Below are 21,498 nucleotides of genomic sequence, written 5' to 3'. Positions count from 1 at the left end.
TAACCTCCTGTTATTCCTGTGTAGTATCCTCTTCTTCAGGGACATCCTCGTCCTCAGAGTAATACTCATCTTCTTCTATGTAAGTATCTTCTTCATCTAAAGAAGTAAAATTAATAATCGTATCGTTTCTAGGTACTGCGCCAGACAAATCAACATCCACATTAGATAAACGAGGTGTTTCACCATTTACCAAAATCTGAACCTGCTTGATACTATCCAATTCAGTAAGAGAATTAACTATTGAATATAGAGTAACATTCTCAGTAACGCCAGCAATTGCAGTCTCTAAAGTGGCATCGAAATTGGCAATACAAACACCATCCTCTGATACCGAGATAGAATTAAGCTTTGTGCCCGTTGGCAATGCAGATAAAAGTCTATTGTCATCAGGTCCCTTTAAAAGCTGTTCCATAACAAGCTTCTCGATGGAAACATTACGGCTGTAATACACCTGTCTGTTCTCTGCAACAACAGACATTCCATCTGCACTTGCAAAATACAAGGTAAGGGTTGTGGATAACAGTGAATCAGTTTCCTCTCCAAAATCTTCTATAAAGGTATCTGCCGTCATTGCTCCAACAGCTTCACCGCTGGAATCTACCAATGGCGAATTGTTAATGTAAAAAGAAACAGATTTAACCTTTTTTATCTGTACCAGTGATTTTACAATAGCTGCCCTAACCAAAACCTCAGTATACATATCCAACGAATCATAATCACCTACAAAATAGAGTTCTAAGGTACCATCGTTGAGTTCCCAGCGTTTCAAATCAAGACCTGAAGGGATGGTTGTAATATATCCTATTTCTTCAGTATCCTTTCCAAGCATCTCTATAACTTCAGCTATCTGATGCTCGGTATCTGTCGCCTTAATATCGTAATCCACAGCTGTAATGCTGGTCTTATCCGTATTTACGTAGTAAATCTTAGAATCATATTCTCCAGAGCCTTTGCTACATCCAATCAAGGAAAGCATCAATGAACAAACAAGTATGAATCCTAAGAGTCTCTTCATCTTATTCATTAGCGCACCTCCTTTTCAATGTAATTCAGAGGGATACGCACATCAAAGGTAGAACCTTCACCAAGCTTTGAGCGCACCTTTACCTCGCCATTATGCATAGCAATGGCGCTCTTTGTGATAGCCAGGCCAAGGCCCGTTCCACCAATCTCCCTTGAATGAGATTTGTCAGCTCTGTAAAATCTCTCGAAGATATGATCTACAGAATCCTCAGGAATTCCAAGTCCATTATCTTCTACCTTAATATAGAAGAATTGATGATCCGAATTCAAGGAAATATGAACCCAGCCACCCTCGTCATTGTACTTAATTGCATTCTCAACAAGATTAGTAACCACAAGAGTAAACTTAACCTCATCCACCTCGGCAACAACAGGTCTGAAGGATTCAAATACTACTTCGATTCCTGCCTTTTCAGCAATAGGTTTAAGGCGCTTAAGAATATGCTCAATAAGCTCATTAATATTTAATGCTGAAACATTAAGCTGAGCACCACTTTTATCCATACGAACAAGACTAAGCAAATCATTAATAATCTTAGTCTCTCGATCGATTTCGTCGCCTATATCAACCATGAATTCTCTATACATCTCAATAGGAACATCCTCAGAACCATTAAGAGAATCCGCTAAAACCTTCATAGAAGTAAGTGGAGTTTTAAGCTCATGAGACACGTTCGATACAAATTCCTGTCGAGACTGGTCGATAGCCTGAAGCTTCTTAAATACTTCATTAAACTTCTCAGAAATAATCTCAAGCTCAAGGAAGGACTTATTATCTGGAAGCTCATTTGAATACTCACGAATAATGGCATCCAAAGAATCAGAAAGCTTTGTCATTGGACGCGAAAAATAAATCGCTGATACAACAGCAATAATTATCGATAGAGAAACAATTATTACGGAGCCAATAAGAGCATAGGAAACATAATTATCCAAATTTGTATCAATATAATCCATTGATTTATTAATAACCAATGTACCCACTATCTCATTATCTGAATTTGATAATGGAACTGATACGATAAGATATTTTGTATCTTCGTCATAATAATACAGAGAATCTCCCTGCATAGAATGAATGATATTTTCCCAAATAACGGTCTTACCAATATCTACGGAATATGAATCTTTAACTACCTTTAATGCTGAATTAACAATAAGAATTCGACCATTGTAGCTGTCGGCAATAGCCTTTAGTTCAGTGTCTAGCTCGGTATTTTCTTCTCCGAGAATATATCCACTTGTAACTAACTGGCTATTGTACTGAGCAGCCTGGGCCATAAGATTTGTGGCATCAGTATGAATAGAGACTGATTTATATGCCCTCAATGAAATAGGCACACAAACCAAAAATGGAATGATGCCTATTAACAATATTATAAGTGCAATTTTAAATCCTAAACTATGAAAAGCAGAAAAGCTAAATTTATTTTTCATTAATAAAACTCTCTTTATAAGATAATCCTAAGGATTTACTGATAATAGTAGCCTACTCCCCATTTAGTACGAACGTACTTAGGCTCCTTTGGATTTGGTTCGATTTTCTCTCTAAGTCTACGAACATGTACATCAACTGTACGCTCATCGCCAGGATAATCTGTACCCCAAATCGTATGTAATAAATCCTCACGTGAAAATACCTTTTTAGGATTTGTCACTAAGAGTAACAGCATATCAAATTCCTTTGAAGTAAGATTGTACTCTTCTCCAAGAATAGTAAGTCTTCTATTGCTCTTATCGAGAACTAAATCACCATTTTCGATAATATTCTCTTCATTCTTATGCTCAGCTGATGCTGCCATACCAAGAGATGCTCTACGCATAATGGCCTTAATTCTTGCCTTAACCTCAAGAATGTTAAATGGCTTTGTAATATAGTCGTCAGCGCCATACTCCAATCCAAGAATCTTGTCCATGTCATCACCCTTTGCGGTGAGCATAACGATAGGCACTGTTGAAAATTCTCTGATGCTCTGACAAACTTCAAATCCGTCGAGCTTTGGAAGCATAACATCCAACAGAATCATATCGTAATGATTTGCAGTGGCAAGATCTAACGCCTCCTGTCCGTCATAAGCGCAGTCAACTTCCATGCCGTCCTGCTCCAATGAAAATCTGATTCCTTTCACAATAAGCTTCTCGTCGTCTACAACCAATACTTTCTTAGCCATAATTATCCTCGATTTACTAAATTTTTATTAGTGAATTAATTTGTTTGAAAATACCATCACCTATCCCAGATACATTCTTAATGTCTTCTATAGAAGCAAAATTACCATTTGCATTTCTATAAGAAATTATCTGAGATGCCTTTGACTGTCCGATGCCCGGAAGTGTCATAAGCTCTGCTTCTGTGGCAGTATTCAAATTGATTAGTCCATCGTCATCAGATTCCTCTTCCGATAATAAAAGCTCTGCCCTTTCTTCTTTAGAATAGACATATATCTTCTGCCCGTCCTCAAGAAGCGAAGCTTGATTAATATCAGAATCGTCTGCCGAATCCAACAAACCACCTGCAGCATCTATTGCCGCATAGACCCTGGAATTGGATGGTAATTCATAGACTCCTGGCTTTACAACTGCGCCAGCAACCTGAACACAAATAATCTGAGAAACAACCTCTGGAATATCATTGGATATCTCATCCTGTTCCTCTGTATTTTCCACCAATTCTGTGGATTGAAAATATGATTCGTGCCCGCAGCCAGTGAACATCAAAAGGCTACAAAGCACAAGAAATATATATTTTTTCATGCAATCTCCTATCTAAAATAAAAAAATTTTACATAGGAAATGTCAGTATCACTTGTACATTGTAGCCAATATTTTTAAATATTACAATACTTTTACGTTATTATTTCACGACTTTTTTCATAACTTTTTTCTCATGTGCCAAAAAATCTCGAATTTAAAGGAAAAAATCAAAAACTTTTTCTAGTTTTTCCTTGAATTCATCAACATCCTGCTCTGTAATTACAAGAGGAGGAAGAAGTCTAAGAACATCTTTTCCAGCCGAAAGAACAACAAGATGCTCCTCTAGAAGTGCTCTGGAAACCACATCCTTAACTGGAATTGTAAGAACAAGTCCCTGCATCAAACCAATTCCTCTTCTTTCAGTTATAAAGTCATATTTGTTTACAAAAACATCCAAAACCTCTTCCAGATAAGAAGCTATCTTCTGTACGTGTTCTGTAAGCTTATATTCCTGGAACATATCAAATACTTGCGAAACTGCTGTGGCGCAAAGTGGATTTCCTCCATAGGTAGTGCCATGATCCCCTGGAACCAAGGACTGCTCAGCCACTTTATCTGTTACACAAAAGGCTCCTACTGGAACACCATTTCCAAGTGCTTTTGCTGTGGTTAAAATATCTGGCTTGATGCCATATTGCTGGAAAGCGTACATACTTCCAGTACGTCCCATTCCGCACTGCACCTCATCTAAAATAAGAAGTATACCCTCATCATCACAAAGCTGACGTACCTTCTGAAGAAACTCTTTATCAGCTGGATATAATCCACCTTCTCCCTGAACGGTTTCCATGATGATTGCACAGGTTTTATCAGTAAGATTAGCAAGCACCGAACCAAAATCATTAAAGGTGGCAAATTTTACTCCAGACATTAATGGATAAAAAGGCTCTCTATAATGCTCTGTTCCTGTCACCGAAAGTGAGCCCACCGTACGTCCATGAAAACTATTTTCCATGGCGATTATCTCATAGTCTCCCTGACCTCTTCTTGTATAAGCATATTTTTTTGCAGTTTTGAGCGCGCCTTCAATTGCTTCCGCTCCGGAATTTGTAAAGAAAACCTTGTCCATTCCAGAAGCCTTTGAAAGCTTTTCCGCAGCCTCAATCATTGGAATATGATAGTAAAGATTTGAAGTATGAGTAATTCTCTTAAGCTGTGTGATAAGCGCATCCTCATAATCTTCATTTCCGTAACCAAAGGCCATTACACCAATTCCTGATGCAAAATCAAGGTATTCTTGGTCCAGCTCATCATATAGATGAACACCCTTGCCATAATCAAAAATTACAGGAAAACGATTATATACATGTAGTAAATTATTTTCTGCTTTTTCAATGTATTCCTTTTTATTCATCGTAATACCTCGTGTCCTTATTTCCGATAATAGCTGTTCCAATACCTTTATTAGTGAAGAATTCCAGCAACAGACAATGGGCAATTCTTCCATCCAAAATATGGACTCTGTTAACACCCTGCTCGATGGCATCTATACAATTGGTGAGCTTAGGAAGCATACCACCACCGATATAACCATCTCCGATAAGAGCTCTTGCCTCATCAACGGTCATCTCAGAAATAAGTGTTGATGGGTCGTCCTTATCCTTATATACTCCTTCGATATCTGTAAGGAAGGCAAGCTTTTCTGCATTTAAAGCCTTTGCAATGGCACAGGCAGCATCATCTGCGTTAATATTATAGGTTTCATAATTGTCGTCCATTCCAATAGGACATACGATAGGAAGAAAATCCTTCTCGAGAAGATCCTCGAGAATCTTTGGATTAACCTCTTTAATCTCACCAACAAAACCAATATCCTGACCATCTGAAAGCTTCTTATCTACCTTTAAAAGACCACCGTCTTTTCCAGATACACCGATAGCATTTACTCCAAGAGATTGAACGTTCTGAACAAGTGACTTATTAACCTTATTCAAAACCATTTCAGCAATTTCCATGGTAGCTTCATCTGTCTTTCTAAGACCATTGATAAACTCTGGCTTAATGCCATTCTTCTCTACCCATTTGCTAATTTCCTTGCCACCGCCATGTACAATAATAGGCTTAAAACCTACAAGCTTAAGCAAAGTAACATCCTGAATGACCTGCTTTTTTAATTCCTCATCAACCATGGCACTTCCGCCATACTTTACAATCATAATCTTTCGATTAAAACGCTGAATATAAGGTAATGCCTCAATCAAAACCTGGGCCTTATCCAATATTGGCTGCATACTGCTATCCATAAATCCTCCAATCCGCAGTTACACTAACAAGCCATATGATTAGTTCCGCTTACTACATGTAAGCTTCACTAATATATGAGCTTGTTAGCTACTGCTCATTTAAAAGTTATACTTAACTACGATAATCTGCATTTATTTTTACGTAATCGTATGTGAGGTCGCAGCCCCAGGCTGTTGCCTCAGCGTCTCCTTCATGCATATCAACGTAAACTGTAACCGCATCCGCTTTCATAATCTCTAAAGCTTTATCTTCATCAAAAACAATAGGTGTACCCTTATCAAAAACCTTCAGTTCGCCATTAACGCTTTTGAAATACAACTCCACATCGTTCTGGTCAAAATCTGCTCCAGAATAACCCATAGCACAAAGAAAACGACCAAAGTTTGCATCACATCCAAAGATAGCTGCTTTAGAGAGATTTGAACCCACGATAGCTCGTGCTAATGTCTTTGCATCTGCCACAGATTTTGCATTTACCACCTTTGCTTCAAAAAGCTTGCTTGCGCCCTCTCCATCGGCTGCCATTCTCTTAGCAAGATTCGTACATAAGAAGTTAAGGGCTTCCTTAAAGCTTTCGTAATCGGCATCTTCGCTACTGATTATCTCATTACCAGCCAAACCATTTGCCATGCAAAGTAAAGTATCATTTGTAGAAGTATCGCCATCAACAGTAATCATGTTAAAACTGTCGGCAACCACCTCACTTACTGCCTTCTGAAGAAGAGTTTTCTCAATAGCTACATCCGTACCAAGAAATGCAAGCATGGTACACATATTAGGATGAATCATTCCTGAGCCCTTGCTCATACCACCAAGAGTGGCTGTAACTCCTCCTACTTGAAACTCAACAGCAATTTCTTTATTAACTGTATCTGTAGTCATAATAGCTTTTGATGCTGCAGTTCCTGCCTCAAGACTTTCATCAAGGTCAGGTGCCATTGCCTCAACACCAGCCACCAGCTTATCTACTGGAAGCTGCATTCCAATAACACCAGTTGATGCAACAGCCACTGAATCAAAGTTTACGCCTAAAGTCTTTTCTACTCCCTTTGCTGTAGCTTCACAGGCATCAAAACCTTCCTGACCTGTACAGGCATTAGCTATACCTGAATTAATTACAACAGCCTGCATAGGCTTATTCGCTTTTACGATATTTATATCCCACTGAACGCATGCCGCCTTTACCACATTACTTGTAAAGGTTCCTGCGCTGACACATGGAACCTCTGAATAAACCATTGCCATATCAGTACGTCCCTGATATTTAATGCCAGCCGCTGTGCTGGCTGCCTTAAACCCTTTTGCGGCTGTGATACCACCCTTTATCTCTTTCATAAAATTCTCCTATTTATTAAATGCTGTAATATTTGCTTCGTTTAATACGAAATCATAAACATTTAAATCATCACGCATTATCCATTGTTCAGCCTGCCAAAAGCCATTACCAAGCTTATTTTCTTTAAAAGCCACCAGCTGAATCTTATTAATTCCCTCTTCCTTCAATCTAATCATTGCTTCAGAAGCCATAGCTTTTCCAATACCGTGTTTACGATAATCCTCATGAACACAAACATGATAAAAGCATGCTCGTCTTCCATCATGTCCAACTAAAATGGAACCAACAATTTTATTATCTGAAACTGCTACCACTGAAAGCCCAGGGTTCCTCTTAAGCACTCGGGTTACACCTTCCCTAGAGTCGTCAAGACTTCGCATGGCAAAGCCATGGATTGTAGTCCAAAGCTGATAAACCTCATCATAATCGCTTTCCTCCATAGTTCTGATAGTGTAATTCATATGTACCCCTAAATCTAAAGTGACGTTAATGCTTTCATTTGTTGTAACCATAATAAAACTCCTATCTAAATGCCTACATGCCTATGAGTTATTGTGGGCTATAAGGAAAAGCCCACAATAATCCTGCTTTGCAGGACAACATTTCTCTTTCAGATAAATGTTGCTATTGTCCGTTTTTTGTTTTTCTGATGAAAAACAAAAACCTATGGGAACATTGGTGCAAAATCAAGTCCCATCTTTTCATCAAGTCCGAAAATAATATTCATGTTCTGAACTGCCTGTCCTGCAGCACCCTTAACAAGATTATCAAGTGCTCCCATCATAACGATTCGGCCTGTTCTCTCATCTATCTTGCAGCTCACATCTACGAAGTTGCTGCCCTCAACCCACTTTGTTTCAGGGCACTCACCATATTCAAGAACTCGAACAAAGAATTCATTATCATAGGCATCGTGATATGCTTTCATTACCTCTTCCTTTGTAGGAAGCTTTCCTTCCTTCTTAACGAGGCTGGCATACTCTGTAACAAGGATTCCTCTATTCATAGGAACCAGATGCGGAGTGAAATTAATCATAATCTCCTGACCACAGGCATATCCAAGCTGTTCTTCAATTTCAGGTGTATGACGATGAGAGGTAACACCGTATGCCTTAATGCTCTCATTAACCTCGCAGTAAAGATTAGGAAGCTTTGCTCCTCGTCCCGCACCCGAAGTTCCTGACTTCGCATCTACAATAAGTGTGGATGGATCAATAAGTCCTGACTTCACTAACGGATATGCGGTAAGAATTGAACAGGTAGTATAGCAACCAGGATTTGCAATAAGTCTTGCCCCCTTTTCCTTATCTCTATTAATCTCACAAAGGCCATAAACAGCTTCTTCTATAAACTGTGGTGACTTATGTTCGAGGCCATACCATTTTTCGTATGTAGCAACATCCTTTATACGATAATCCGCAGAAAGATCAATCAGCTTACAGTTACTAAGAATCTCTTCAGTAAGAACTCCTGCTAAGTACCCCTGTGGTGTAGCTGTGAAAATAACATCTACCTGCTTTGATAATTCAACGATATTATCATCGAGGCATTTATCCTCAACCAAGGTGAACATATTTTTATATATAGAAGCAAATCGCTCATCTACATATGATCTGGAACCGTACCAAACGATTTCTGCCTCTGGATGACTGTATAACAACCTAACAATTTCTGCTCCCGCATAACCGGTAGCACCAATAATTCCTACCTTAATCATAGCTGTCCATTCCTTTTCTAAATTTGAGTAATTTTATACTTCCAATATGACTTGGAATAATTTAATATGATTGTAGTACTTCACTTTCACAAAGTAAAGTACTACAGTGAAATTTTATAAAATAATTTTGCATAAATATACATCTATATATCGACTAAATCAAGTATATTTTTAACATAATTCATTTTTATTCTCTAATTATGCATAAATTTCCACTTGAAATATCAAATTAAGTGGTGTATGATTTGTTCAAATTCAAGCGAATTAAAATTAATTTCTATAAAGGAGAAACATTATGGCACAGGAAAAAGTTGTACTTGCTTACTCAGGTGGTCTTGATACCACTGCTATCATTCCATGGCTCAAAGAGAATTATGGATATGAAGTTATTTGTTGTTGCATCGATTGTGGACAGGGCGAAGAATTAGATGGTCTCTCAGAGAGAGCTAAGGCCTCTGGTGCTTCTAAACTTTATATAGAAGATATTGTTGATGACTTCTGTGATAACTACATTGTACCTTGCGTACAGGCTGGTGCTATTTACGAGAATAAATATCTTCTTGGTACAGCTATGGCTCGTCCAGGAATTGCCGCTAAGCTTGTTGAAATTGCCAGAAAAGAAGGTGCTGTAGCAATCTGCCACGGTGCAACTGGTAAAGGAAATGATCAGATTCGTTTCGAGCTTGGTATTAAGGCGCTTGCTCCAGATATTAAGGTAATAGCTCCTTGGAGAAATGATAAATGGAAGCTCCAGTCTCGTCAGGACGAAATTGATTACTGTAAGGCTCACGGAATTGACCTTCCATTCTCAACAGATCAGTCTTACAGCCGTGACAGAAACCTTTGGCACATCAGTCATGAAGGTCTTGAGCTTGAAGATCCTTCACAGGAGCCAAACTATGATCACCTTCTTGTACTTACTACTCCACCAGAGAAAGCTCCAGATAAAGCTGAGTATGTAACAATGACTTTCGAAAAGGGTGTTCCAACTTCTGTAAATGGAAAGCAGATGAAGGTATCCGATATCATCAAAGAGCTCAATGAGATTGGCGGAAGAAATGGTATTGGAATCGTTGATATTGTAGAGAACCGTGTTGTTGGTATGAAGTCTCGTGGCGTATATGAGACACCAGGTGGCACTATCCTCATGGAGGCACATGCTCAGCTTGAAGAGCTTTGTCTCGACCGCGCGACAATGGAAATGAAAAAGGAAATGGGTAACAAGCTTGCCCAGGTTTGCTACGAAGGAAAATGGTTCACACCACTCTGTGATGCAATTCAGGCTTTTGTAAAATCTACACAGGAATATGTTACAGGTGAAGTTAAATTCAAGCTCTACAAGGGAAATATCATCAAAGCTGGTACAACATCACCTTACTCACTTTACTCTGAGAGTCTTGCAAGCTTCACAACAGGAGATCTTTATGACCACCACGACGCTGAAGGCTTCATAACACTTTGGGGACTTCCACTTAAAGTAAGAGCCATGAAGTTACAAGAAAATAAAAATATGAAATAAAAAAATGGGTTTCGCTAAAAAGGCGAAACCCATTTTTTTACTCTTCTGAATCCAAAGCGGCATCCATAATGTTCATGAGCTCCATTGCGCTACGGAAATTAATCTTCTCATCGCGATCTGCCCATGTAACCTGCCCCTGCCAGCTCTCATTCTCGCATTTATTAATATGTACTACGAAAGTTGCTTCTTTATTATTGTCTGCCATCACAACCACCTCCCGTGAATTCTAAAACTATAATAGCACATATTATGTTATATAAAACATTACTTTTTTAAATATTTTAAGTGTTTACTATTAAAATATAAATTTTATCCAAACTACCATCATAGATACCAAGTACATAATTCTCGCTATAATTATCATTTGGGTTCATATCAGCAAGATAGTATTTTCCAGTACTGATATTCATAAGATAATCATTTAAATCTTTATTATCTTCTGATAAACAAAATCTAATATGATTTTCATATTCTTCATCAGGTATCTCACTCCATGTGCTTATATTAATCTTTTTTTCATCATAATCCACAGAATAAAGCTCTATACCATCTCCATGAAAACCTCCTGCATCATTATATAATTCAGTAACATAGACATCTTCTAAATCAAGAAGATAAATAGCCTTTGCTAATTGAGGTCCATCTAAATACCCTGAACTAAAATAATAACTTGGAGTATGCATTAACCATTTTAAGGAAATAAATAATATGAAATATGCAAGCATAGTAAGGACTACTATCATTACTATTCTACCTTTAGTCATGAGAATTCTCCTCTATTTTCCAAACAACTTCTGTGCTCTTGCATAAGAGAAATTATACTTTCTAAAGCCCTCATAGTTTTTCTTAGCGTATTTATCCCTGCTTGTAATGTGTAAATCAAACTTGTGGAGAAGATTTTCATCGTTTACAAGAGCAGGAGCTGCATCAGTAGAAAGGCTACTTAAAATATAGTCAGTAACTGATCCATATTCATCAATCTTGGCATATTTATCTTCATAGGCACGGTTTTCAACAACAGTAAGATCATACTTTGCTATCTGATAATCTGGATTCGCAAATACGAAACCAATGTAAGCCACGGTTATAACTACCATGCATGCTCTAAATACTGGAAAGCTTCTGTTAAGAACTGCTACCATCAAGAATGCCAGCCATAAACAAAGTACCGCCAAGAACCAAAGTACAAATAATCTAAGGAAGGTAAGGTTATAAACCTGAATGTACATAATCATTCTTACAACTGCAGATGCAATCATAATATATGTACATGCTCCTATGAAAAACATGACACCATTAAGTACTTTTGATTTCTTAAACTCTCTGGTACAAACAGATACCATAACTACATTAATAATACATACTGTAAGAAGCTGATAGAATCCTTCATGTGCGTATTCAGCATATGTGTAGCCTGACGGAAGCTTCATGGAACCAGTGAATAAGAACACTACCTGAATAAGGCAGAACACTAAATAAACAACTCCTATAATTGATGAAAAAGTAATGGCTGTAATAGGATTTGCTTTTCCGTCTCCCCTGGCTTTTATCTTCACTTCTCCCTTATCAAAAACATAAGGAATAAGATAAGCTGCTAAAAATGAAAGTAATAATGTGCATATAATTCCGATGATATCTCCAAAATTATCAGGAAGGTGAATGGATTCTACCATCTTTTCCAATAAGCGATTGAAAACCATATCAGCAGAACTTAATAACGATATAACAACAAAGAGCAATGGGATTGCAACTATAATACCAATTACAATTGCTGAAATAACCTGCTTCTTTTCTTTATTAATCTCTCCACCTCTGCCCTTAATCCACTGTCCAAGATCAAAAAACGGATTAAGAAAATGTGCAAATGGCAAAAATATTGAAACTATAATTCCACCAAGCCAGCAAGCTATGTCCCATCCTGTGGTATCTACATACAGGTACAAAACAAAACTAAAGAATAATAAGAATATTGCAACCGCATCTAAAAATAATAGTGCTCCGCTAGTAGTCATGCACTTATGAATAGATAAAAGCATAAGGGACGCCACATGGAATATTCCAAGTGCTTTATTGCCACTGCGAGTACTTAACAAAGATAAACCATCTTTTTTTCTAAGCAAATGAAACAATCCAAGTGTTGCTGCCATAAAAATCGGATAAGTAATTCCTGAGTAATTCCTATACAGACAAAACGTATATACAAGAGAAAAGATTAAAGCTAATACTCCGTATTTACGAAATACCTCTGCACTGCCCTTTTGCTCTTCAAGCTCAACCTTTTGAACAACTGGCTTAATCTCTTTTACCATGTTTTTGATTTCTGCCTCTGAATAATTTGGTCCTGTGTAAATCTCCGCCATAACATCCTCCTTTAAGACTCTCTAGTCTCTTCTGTCTCATCTTCTACGTATTCTAAAATGTCTCCAGGCTGGCAATCTAAAGCCTTGCAAATTGCATCAAGGGTTTCTAAGCGGACTGCCTTAGCCTTGTTATTTTTAAGGATTGAAAGATTTGCCAAGGTAATACCAACCTTACCAGCAAGCTCCGTCAATCCTATTTTCCTTTTTGCCATCATGACATCTAAATTTATAACAATCATCGTAGCTCCCAATCTATCCATACTAAATAGTCAAATCATTTTCCTGCTTATAACTAACTGCCTTATCGAAAACACAAGCCAACACCCTGCTAAACAAGCCTGCGAAAATGAACACTCCTGCAATAATAACAGCCGCAGGTGTGAAATAAACAAAGCATCTGAGAAGCTTTAGTCCGCCAATAACAAATGCATATATTGACATACGAACCAGACTGCTAACATTTTCCTGAACAAAGCAATCATCACGAATGACTGTCTTCATCATCTTTCTAAGCTCCCAGAGAATCATAAGAGCAGATGCTCCAACAAGCATTATGGATACTACTGCATATGGATAATGCTCTAAAATCTGAGCGTACTCTGTAGTTTCGCCCCAAAGCTTCATAACAAGCTTCACTGCGTACTTAAGACCAAAAGGAACTGCTATTTCCATAATCAATCCAATAAAAAAGCAAATGTCCAATATCGTTTTTACGAATTTGTTTAATTTGTTGTCCATAAAATCACCAGTCCTCCTAAAACTCTTTCTAAGGATGTTATAACACTCTTATTTTTGTTTTGCAACAACTTTTTATCGTTTTTCGATAAATTATTTTTGAGAAACAAAAAAAGACGCTTACGCGCCTTTTATTCAAAATCAAGTTCAATTGGACAATGATCAGAACCAAACACATCTGTGTGTATCTTAGCATCCTTCATTCTATCTTTCATATCCGCAGATACGATAAAGTAATCTATACGCCATCCTGCATTCTTCTCTCTGGCCTTAAAGCGATATGACCACCAAGAGTAAATGTCAGTCTGGTCTGGATAGAAATGTCTGAAGCTATCAACAAATCCAGCCTCAAGAAGTTCTGTCATCTTCTGACGTTCCTGATCTGTGAAGCCTGCATTCATTCTGTTAGTCTTAGGATTCTTAAGATCTATTTCTTCATGGGCAACATTTAAATCACCGCAGAGAATAACGCCTTTTTTCTTATTCAGCTCACATAAATATGCTCTAAAATCATCCTCCCAGACCATACGATAATCAAGTCTCTTAAGCTCATTCTGGGAATTTGGAGTATAACAGGTAATGAAATAATAATCCTCAAACTCCAGCGTAATAACACGCCCCTCGTGGTCATGCTCTTCTATACCGATGCCGTAGGTTACAGAAATAGGCTCCTTCTTTGTGAAGATGGCTGTTCCAGAATAGCCCTTCTTCTCGGCATAATTCCAATAAACGTGATAGCCTTCCTTCTCACATTCTATCTGACCTTCAGAAAGCTTAATCTCCTGAAGGCCCATGATATCTGCATCAATGCTATCAAAAAATTCCCAAAAATTTTTTCCAATTACGGCACGTAGGCCGTTTACGTTCCAAGATATAAATTTCATTAATTTGTCCTCAATGCGTCAATAGGATTAAGATTTGCTGCCTGGTGACTTGGAAGGATTCCAAATACAATTCCGATGACCATCGAAAATACAACAGCAATCATAGCAGCTGGCCATGAAATAGCAATTGGAGTTCCACTCATAATAGAAATAATCTTTGCAAGACCTATTCCACTTACAACTCCAAGTACACCACCCATAGAAGTAAGCACGGCTGCTTCTGTAAGGAACTGCCACATTATCTTAGTTTTGCGTGCACCAATAGCCTTCTTCAAACCAATCTCAGCAGTACGCTCTGTAACAGATACAAGCATGATATTCATTACACCAATACCACCAACTAAGAGTGATATTGCGGCAATCCAAATAAGCATGGAATTAGTCGATGAAGAGAGCTGCTGTAATCTTGTAGCCTGCTCAAGCAAATCCTTTGACTGATATTTAATGCTGCTGTCATCAGGATGAATATTGCCGTTCAAGATATCAGCAGTCTTTTTACCTGCTTGTGTCATGTCATCAGTAGAATTAGCTCTTACAAGAACATTTTCAGGCTCATCGTAGCGATAACTTATTGGCCAATCACTAACTGGTATATAAATTTCACCAGATTCATCCTGCTTGTAAGTCTCATAATCAGCCATAGTATTAATAACAGGCTCAAATGTAGAACGAGCTGCAACAACACCTACAACTACATAGGAATCCCCACCTATTTCGATTACTTTTCCGATAGGATCTTCGTTTTGAAGAAGTGTAGAAACTATAGCCTCATCTATAACACAAACCTTTTTATACGAATTCACTTCTTTATCAGTAAACAATCTACCTTGTTTTACTGTTAAATTAGCTGTACTAAAATAGTCCGTCTCAACACCCTTTACATAGCCACCATTCATAGATGCATTCTGATAATATACACCATCATAAATATTTCGCACGGTATATCGGCTAGCTGATTTAACCTCTGGAATTGCTTTGATATCATCCATAAGCGAATCTGAAACCTGAGGGACACCGTAGGGTGGCGCATTATAGCTCATTTCATAAGGCCAATCATTCTGATAGAGCTGAATATCAACAGTATTTGAGCCAGAACCAATAAGGTTTTCCTTAATCTGCTGATTTGTACCTTCAATAGTAGATACAATGGCAATAATAGCCGCGATACCAATAATAATACCAAGCATTGTCAGGAAAGACCTGAGCTTGTGAGTCCATATACCTCTAAACGCTAAACGTATATTTTCAAACATTATCCCAAGCCTCCATCATCTTCTAAATATTCTACCTGTTCACACTGAACCCCCTCAATAGCGCCATCACCATAAGGGAATGCAAGATAGTCATCCATTGTTAATCCTGACTTAACCTGAGTCTGATACCCCCATACAGTCTTTCCAACTTTAACATATACTTTTTCTAGTCTGTTAGAATCATTCATTCTCATTACATAACTTCCACCTGAATCTTTTCTGATAAGGTAAACTGGAATGTAAATGCCCTTTTCTTCCTGACCTGAAGGTGTAATGGAAATATCAACGGCTGACCCAATTTCAATGCCACTGTTCTTATCAAAGCTGGCCTTGAACTCATAGTTACTACTATTAGAATTGCCTTCAGACCAGAAGTTTCCACCGTCTGTTGCAGGAGTATCACTTATAGAAATGACTTTAGCTTCAGCAGTAGCGCCATTATCCCAGCAAGAAATAGAAACTGTATCGCCTATCTTTAACTGATCAAGGTAAAACTCGCCTATACTTCCGGAGATAAAGTACTCATCAGTAGCTGTTACAACAAAGAATGGCTGTGAAGTATTGTAGTTATTAATATCCTGAACCTTAGAAACAGTACCTGAAACCTTAGCAACAACATCACCTGTGTCGGTAGTGTTTTCCATTGTTTCAAGCTCATACTGAAGCTTACGAATCTCCAAATCCTGTTTCTTGATAGAATCCTGTGCATCAGCTATAGCAGCATTGAGCTCATCTGCCTTCATGCCTTCTGGTGGCTTCTTTTCGCTGATGACCTTACCATCCATATCGTAGCTGGTCTCGCCAACAAGTTTACCCGTGTCGTAATCAAAATATGAAGTGCTGCGAAGGTAATTGTATACAGTCTTTTTTTCTTTAGTAGTAGCACTACTTGATTTAATAGCATCAATGTCAGTTTGACTATCTAAATCACGTCTTACTTCTTCACCAGTATCAGGATCTGGAAAAATCTTGCTAAATCCGACAGAGTTCCCATTCATGTCAAAAAGCTCTTCACCTATAAGCTTGTCACTTGAGTCATAATATTCCCTGGCTTCCACATACTCATAATCAGCATAAACATCCTGCCAATAAACATAATCTGGAGCTGGCTCTGTCTTCATAAGACGATCAAGCTTAAGCTGTTCAACACTTAAATCATGATTAGCCTTTGCTATCTGAAGCTTTTTATTATTTATATCCTGAGTCTCTTTTTTTACAGATAAAATAACATCTCCAGCTTCAACATGGTCGCCTTCTTTAACGTTAACACTCAAAACCTCTGCCTTTGAAGGAAGATACCCCATCTGGGATTTATCCGCTGTTACCTGTCCAAAGCTTTGAATATCATCGCCCCAATAGGAATCTGTTCCCATGTTAGATAATGGTGCTACCTTAGCAACCTTTTTGCCCTGCTTGTAATTGTAGCCAAAATATAACCCGCCAGTAACTAATCCTGCTAATACAACTATGATGAGGACTATCTTAATTATTTTCTTCATGAGTGTCCTCCTCTAATCCATGAAACAGCTGACCATCAACAATTCGATAGGTCTTCTTGGCATGACTGGCAATATTTGCATCATGGGTAATCATAATTATTGTAGTGCCTTCATCATTAAGCTTTTGGAAAAGCTCCATGATAGCAGCACCGGATTTCTGATCAAGAGCACCTGTAGGTTCATCTGCAAGAAGCACCTTTGGATTGTTAACAATGGCTCTTGCAATGGCAACTCTTTGCTTTTGACCACCAGAAAGCTGGTCAGGACGGAACTTTACTCTGTCTGCCAGTCCAACTCTGGTAAGAGCTTCCACTGCTCTACGCTCGCGCTCGCGCTTTGAAACGCCTGCATAGCTAAGAGGCAGTGCTACATTTTCAATAGCATTCTCTTCGTTCATAAGATAAAAACTCTGGAATACAAAGCCAATGGAATTAAGGCGTAAATCTGAAAGCTGTCTATCTTTCATTTTAAGGACATCCTTTTCTCCAAAATAATAAACCCCAGAAGTAGGTTTATCCAAACAGCCAATAACGTTCATAAGAGTACTTTTACCAGAGCCCGAAGGTCCCATAATTGCCACATATTCCCCTTCATCTACTGAAAGGGAGACATTATTTAATGCAGGTACGGAGGTCTCTGTTCCAGATTCTCCGTACACCTTATTAATATTTTCAAGCTTAACTATCATAACTATTCTCCCTCAACAGTGCTGACTGTGCGCATTCCTTCAGAAAGATCTTCCATTGGATATGCAATCTTGGTATCATTATCAATTCCAGAAACTGAATAAACCATCTGCTCCTCATGATAATCACCAAGCTCGATGCTCTGTTTTACAAGCTTGCCTTTCTTATCTGCCCATACAAAAGGATTTCCATCCTCATCATAAGCAATGTAATAATCATATAAATATGTGCCGTCAGAAAAATCCATCTCAGGTGCACCAGTCTGACCAAGCTCAATATAAAGATGCTGTCCCATCATAAGACCATCGCTACTATCCAAAGTTACATAAAATGGATACTTTGTAGAGCTGTCCTCTGAGCTTCCACCCATATAATTATCATTGTTATTTTCCTGTTTTGATTCAGTGTCAATCTTTGTGATGGTTCCGCTCCATGTCTTGTCCTTCTCAACACGTGAACGAATCGTTACAGGCTCATCAACATTTATTGACCAAACATTCTGCTCGTTAATCTGTCCCTTAACTCTCATCTCCTTTGAGGCAAGGATGGTAATAAAAGTACCATCAGAAGTATAAGGATTTGTGTCATCTGCAATCTTAGTAATAATGCCATCTACTGTAGAAGAAACTGTGGCATTATTAATCTTTTTATTATTCTCTTCAATCTTAGCCTGAGTCTGTGCTATAGAATTCTGCGCAATAGCAATATCATGCTTTAAGCCTTCAATCTGATTTGCAAGATCTTCCTTCTTTTCTTTGTCTTCATCAGTCTGACCTTTTATTTTTGACAAATCATTTGTAAGCTTCTCAATCTGTCGATTTGTCTCATTGATATTGATATTCTCGCTTTCAATAGAGAAATTATACTGAACATTCTCAGCCTCAAGACTGTCAGATTTATAAGAAAACAATGGTGTACCAACGGAAACTGTATCACCCTCAGAAACGAAGACCTGGTCAAGCTCTCGCTCAGAACTCTTAGTTACAGATGTAGATTCCTGTCCCTCAACAATCCCCATAAATACATCCGAAGAATATGAGCTATTCTCTCCCATTATTTCAGATAAAGACATTACATATATTTCTGAGGATGAATCTGAAGAGGTGGAACCACCGCCAATTAGACCTGATTTTAGAACAGCAAAAGCGCCGCCAGCTACTATTGCTGCCACAATAAGAAATATGACTATTCTTTTCTTCATAACATTTCCTTTCGCCCAAGAAAATTTCTAGAACTAGGCACCAACTGTTCTAGTTCTGATAATACAGTTATAACATTAAAAAAGGAGCATTGCAATAGAACAATGCTCCATAAGTATAAAATATTGTGTATTTAGCGACACAAAAGAGTTTCTTTTGTAGACACATATTTATCAGCCAAACAAACCACCCAGGCTTCCCTGCATCTAGGAATTTTTGTGATATTCAAAGGCCACATATGACTCTCAATTACATTCTGGGTATGTATTCCAATTCCAAAATGAGCTTTGGCGTTTTCCTTGGCTGTGTTGGAATGGGAAAATCCATGAAGACCGTGCCCTCCATCTGTCTCATGCCAGTCATATAAATAATAGTCATGTAAGAATGCACCGATAGAAAGAACTTTCTCGTTGCAACCGATATGAAATCTTTTATTAATCCAATAACTAAGTCGTGTTACGCTTTCAACATGATCATAGGTTGTAATTCTACCGTGCTGAGTATAATTCTTCATATCCTGCACGCGAACGTCATTTTTAATTGGCGCAAGAATAGAATTTAATCTTGCTTCTTCCTCTGCTCTTAATCTCATAAAAACCTCAAAAAATAATACTAACCTCTCTGAAGTCTTAAGGATTGTATCAGAGAAATATGTAAATGATGTGACGGTCAAATGACCATTTTTCAAGTGTTGTCTGAATAAATTATTATCTATATTTATAGAAACTATCTGTCCTTCTACCATCGTTAAAGGAGCCCATTACAAGGATTGCACCAGCTGCATTTACCTCTGCCATCCCCACTTTTCCAGCGTTTTCTTCATTATAAGAAATATAAAAAATAAATACAGGCTCATTGAAAAAGTAGTCGTATCTTTCTTCATCGGTAAGTTTCTCTTCTACTTCTTCGCAACACTCACCCTTCTCTAAAAGAAAACGTCCAACATAATCGGTATCTTCTCTTGCAAAAGTAACGGTATAACCCTGGTCAGCAGGAAAATCTTTTTCAAGCTGAGCTTTTGCAGCTTTGTAATCAGAAACAGCCACCGGCTCGCTATCAGAGACCTTAGCCTCTACGGTAGGATTCATATCTGGGATAGACAAAGCCAGCACTACCAGCCAGGATTGAATAAATAAAATCAGGGTCAAACAAACAATAGCAGCATATTGAAAGATTTTCGGCAATTTTATATCCGGTAGTCTGGTTTTAGAGACATCAATCTTAGGCAATTTTATATCCGGTAGTTTAATCTTAGTAAAGTCAAGCTTAGCCAACGAAAAGTGTCGGGTTTCTTTAGTCTTGATTTTATTTTTCGCATAATCACTACCAAGAATAGTCTCCATACAATGGTTACAGATTACGTGATTATCAGCGTGCTGTCCACAAAGCACACATGCTTCATCAATACTAACACCTGCAGCTATATCAAAAATTCTGGCTTTAAATCGGCGGCCAAAAACAGAGTCTAGAATTCGTCTTTCATTCTCTAGCCTCAGTATCCCCTCAACTACCTCCATCTTTGTGAAATCATACTTGGAAGTAATGCTGGCCATATATAGCAATTCTTGCTTTAGCTTGTCGTCTGCCATCAACGTCACCCTTATTTAGATTGGTTGTTTGCTTTACAATCCATTCCTTTAAAACATAAATATGCAAGAAGTTTATTATCCCTTTCAAGGACCTTTCCTGCATAAAGAATACCGTCTTTATGTACCTCAGCACGAACTATCTGCACCATAATACCAAGACTGATATCGATTTTGTGAGCCACGTCAGCAAAATTTATCTCAACCTTGTCTCCAATAGTAACTCTATTTGCATTTCCTACAAAAGAAACTCCTCTATCACTAACATCCAGAACAGTGACAGCGAATCTTCTTCCATCCTCCATCATGGCAGAGCCAGGTTTTTTAACCATAACTCTCACATCTTCACGTCTCTCACTAGAAGCAGCTATTGTTCCGAAATCGCTGGAATCTATAGCGTAATAATCTACGCCCTTGAAATTAACAAGACTTACTGCAACATTTTTCCAAACAACTCTACCTCCAGTATTTGGGTCAATGCAATGCAGTGAAAAGGACATACTCTTTGGTGAACCCTGAGTAAAATCTACCGCTGTATTATTATAAACATAAGGTTTAACCAATGCGCCAGTACCAGCATTGGTTCCAACCACTTCCGTCTTCAATTCAAAAGATGAGCCGCCAATCAGGATTTCTAAGGTAACTACCTGACCAGCCTCAAGCTGTTGAAGTTTCATTGTATTCTCCCTATTTCCTCATATAT

23 protein-coding genes are annotated in these 21,498 nt (G+C 38.1%); 1 reads left to right on the top strand and 22 read right to left on the bottom strand.

The window, feature by feature from the left end; all coding sequences use genetic code 11:
* Positions 1-10: 10 nt before the first annotated feature.
* From BLP54_RS01755 to argC, 9 genes are all read right to left on the bottom strand, one after another.
* Positions 11-1,024 (bottom strand): GerMN domain-containing protein, encoded by a 1,014-nt coding sequence (locus BLP54_RS01755; RefSeq protein WP_090166155.1) that lies wholly within the window; start codon positions 1,022-1,024, stop codon positions 11-13.
* A complete protein-coding gene (locus tag BLP54_RS01750) occupies positions 1,024-2,460 on the bottom strand; it encodes a sensor histidine kinase (RefSeq protein WP_090166152.1) in 1,437 nt (478 codons plus the stop codon). Before BLP54_RS01750 ends, BLP54_RS01755 begins: the two co-directional genes overlap by 1 nt.
* Before the next feature lie 35 nt (positions 2,461-2,495).
* The gene (locus BLP54_RS01745) at positions 2,496-3,194 is read right to left on the bottom strand and encodes a response regulator transcription factor (protein ID WP_090166148.1); all 699 of its coding nucleotides are present in this window, start codon (positions 3,192-3,194) and stop codon (positions 2,496-2,498) included.
* Positions 3,195-3,210: 16 nt separating this feature from the next.
* Positions 3,211-3,777, bottom strand: coding sequence for a ComEA family DNA-binding protein (locus tag BLP54_RS01740; protein ID WP_090166146.1), 567 nt, complete (start codon positions 3,775-3,777; stop codon positions 3,211-3,213).
* A 154-nt stretch (positions 3,778-3,931) separates the two neighbouring features.
* Positions 3,932-5,131, bottom strand: coding sequence for an aspartate aminotransferase family protein (locus tag BLP54_RS01735; protein ID WP_090166144.1), 1,200 nt, complete (start codon positions 5,129-5,131; stop codon positions 3,932-3,934).
* Positions 5,124-6,020, bottom strand: coding sequence for an acetylglutamate kinase (gene argB, locus BLP54_RS01730; RefSeq protein ID WP_090166142.1), 897 nt, complete (start codon positions 6,018-6,020; stop codon positions 5,124-5,126). Before argB ends, BLP54_RS01735 begins: the two co-directional genes overlap by 8 nt.
* Before the next feature lie 112 nt (positions 6,021-6,132).
* Positions 6,133-7,356: a bifunctional ornithine acetyltransferase/N-acetylglutamate synthase gene (gene argJ / locus BLP54_RS01725; RefSeq protein WP_090166140.1), complete on the bottom strand. Its 1,224-nt coding sequence runs from the start codon at positions 7,354-7,356 to the stop codon at positions 6,133-6,135.
* 9 nt (positions 7,357-7,365) lie between these two features.
* Positions 7,366-7,818 carry a GNAT family N-acetyltransferase gene (locus tag BLP54_RS01720; RefSeq protein WP_090166750.1) on the bottom strand — a complete coding sequence of 151 codons (453 nt, stop codon included), beginning with the start codon at positions 7,816-7,818 and terminating at the stop codon, positions 7,366-7,368.
* A gap of 203 nt (positions 7,819-8,021) precedes the next feature.
* Positions 8,022-9,074: an N-acetyl-gamma-glutamyl-phosphate reductase gene (argC, locus tag BLP54_RS01715; RefSeq protein WP_090166138.1), complete on the bottom strand. Its 1,053-nt coding sequence runs from the start codon at positions 9,072-9,074 to the stop codon at positions 8,022-8,024.
* 295 nt (positions 9,075-9,369) lie between these two features.
* On the opposite strand from argC, the gene BLP54_RS01710 reads away from it, so the two are divergent.
* Positions 9,370-10,593 carry an argininosuccinate synthase gene (locus BLP54_RS01710; RefSeq protein ID WP_072914598.1) on the top strand — a complete coding sequence of 408 codons (1,224 nt, stop codon included), beginning with the start codon at positions 9,370-9,372 and terminating at the stop codon, positions 10,591-10,593.
* A 37-nt stretch (positions 10,594-10,630) separates the two neighbouring features.
* On the opposite strand, the gene BLP54_RS15770 is transcribed toward BLP54_RS01710, so the two are convergent.
* The 13 genes from BLP54_RS15770 to BLP54_RS01650 all read right to left on the bottom strand — a co-directional run bounded on the left by BLP54_RS15770 (position 10,631) and on the right by BLP54_RS01650 (position 21,472).
* A complete protein-coding gene (locus tag BLP54_RS15770; RefSeq protein ID WP_176754435.1) occupies positions 10,631-10,798 on the bottom strand; it encodes a hypothetical protein in 168 nt (55 codons plus the stop codon).
* A 76-nt stretch (positions 10,799-10,874) separates the two neighbouring features.
* Complete coding sequence (locus BLP54_RS01705; protein WP_090166137.1) at positions 10,875-11,357, bottom strand: hypothetical protein; 483 nt, start codon at positions 11,355-11,357, stop codon at positions 10,875-10,877.
* A 12-nt stretch (positions 11,358-11,369) separates the two neighbouring features.
* Positions 11,370-12,953, bottom strand: coding sequence for a DUF4153 domain-containing protein (locus tag BLP54_RS01700; RefSeq protein ID WP_090166136.1), 1,584 nt, complete (start codon positions 12,951-12,953; stop codon positions 11,370-11,372).
* Positions 12,954-12,964: 11 nt separating this feature from the next.
* The gene (locus BLP54_RS01695; RefSeq protein ID WP_090166134.1) at positions 12,965-13,192 is read right to left on the bottom strand and encodes a helix-turn-helix domain-containing protein; all 228 of its coding nucleotides are present in this window, start codon (positions 13,190-13,192) and stop codon (positions 12,965-12,967) included.
* A 22-nt stretch (positions 13,193-13,214) separates the two neighbouring features.
* Positions 13,215-13,691: a DUF2975 domain-containing protein gene (locus tag BLP54_RS01690; RefSeq protein WP_090166132.1), complete on the bottom strand. Its 477-nt coding sequence runs from the start codon at positions 13,689-13,691 to the stop codon at positions 13,215-13,217.
* Positions 13,692-13,819: 128 nt separating this feature from the next.
* Entirely contained in the window at positions 13,820-14,572 is a 753-nt protein-coding gene (locus tag BLP54_RS01685) for an exodeoxyribonuclease III (RefSeq protein WP_090166131.1), read from the bottom strand.
* Positions 14,572-15,825 (bottom strand): ABC transporter permease, encoded by a 1,254-nt coding sequence (locus BLP54_RS01680; RefSeq protein WP_090166129.1) that lies wholly within the window; start codon positions 15,823-15,825, stop codon positions 14,572-14,574. The genes BLP54_RS01685 and BLP54_RS01680 overlap by 1 nt, the downstream gene beginning before the upstream one ends.
* Positions 15,825-17,324, bottom strand: coding sequence for a biotin/lipoyl-binding protein (locus BLP54_RS01675; RefSeq protein WP_090166127.1), 1,500 nt, complete (start codon positions 17,322-17,324; stop codon positions 15,825-15,827). Before BLP54_RS01675 ends, BLP54_RS01680 begins: the two co-directional genes overlap by 1 nt.
* Positions 17,308-18,012 (bottom strand): ABC transporter ATP-binding protein, encoded by a 705-nt coding sequence (locus BLP54_RS01670; protein WP_090166125.1) that lies wholly within the window; start codon positions 18,010-18,012, stop codon positions 17,308-17,310. Before BLP54_RS01670 ends, BLP54_RS01675 begins: the two co-directional genes overlap by 17 nt.
* Before the next feature lie 2 nt (positions 18,013-18,014).
* A complete protein-coding gene (locus tag BLP54_RS01665; RefSeq protein WP_090166123.1) occupies positions 18,015-19,211 on the bottom strand; it encodes an efflux RND transporter periplasmic adaptor subunit in 1,197 nt (398 codons plus the stop codon).
* 131 nt (positions 19,212-19,342) lie between these two features.
* Positions 19,343-19,801 carry an HD domain-containing protein gene (locus BLP54_RS01660; RefSeq protein ID WP_090166748.1) on the bottom strand — a complete coding sequence of 153 codons (459 nt, stop codon included), beginning with the start codon at positions 19,799-19,801 and terminating at the stop codon, positions 19,343-19,345.
* A 115-nt stretch (positions 19,802-19,916) separates the two neighbouring features.
* Complete coding sequence (locus BLP54_RS01655; protein ID WP_090166121.1) at positions 19,917-20,798, bottom strand: hypothetical protein; 882 nt, start codon at positions 20,796-20,798, stop codon at positions 19,917-19,919.
* A gap of 11 nt (positions 20,799-20,809) precedes the next feature.
* Positions 20,810-21,472 carry a PilZ domain-containing protein gene (locus tag BLP54_RS01650; protein WP_090166119.1) on the bottom strand — a complete coding sequence of 221 codons (663 nt, stop codon included), beginning with the start codon at positions 21,470-21,472 and terminating at the stop codon, positions 20,810-20,812.
* Positions 21,473-21,498: the final 26 nt, after the last annotated feature.

Origin of the sequence: Pseudobutyrivibrio sp. 49 (assembly GCF_900100545.1) — a bacterium.
Classification (GTDB): Bacteria; Bacillota; Clostridia; order Lachnospirales; family Lachnospiraceae; genus Pseudobutyrivibrio.
The sequence above is the reverse complement of the archived record's forward strand: the minus strand, read 5'-3'. Positions and strand labels throughout refer to the sequence as shown.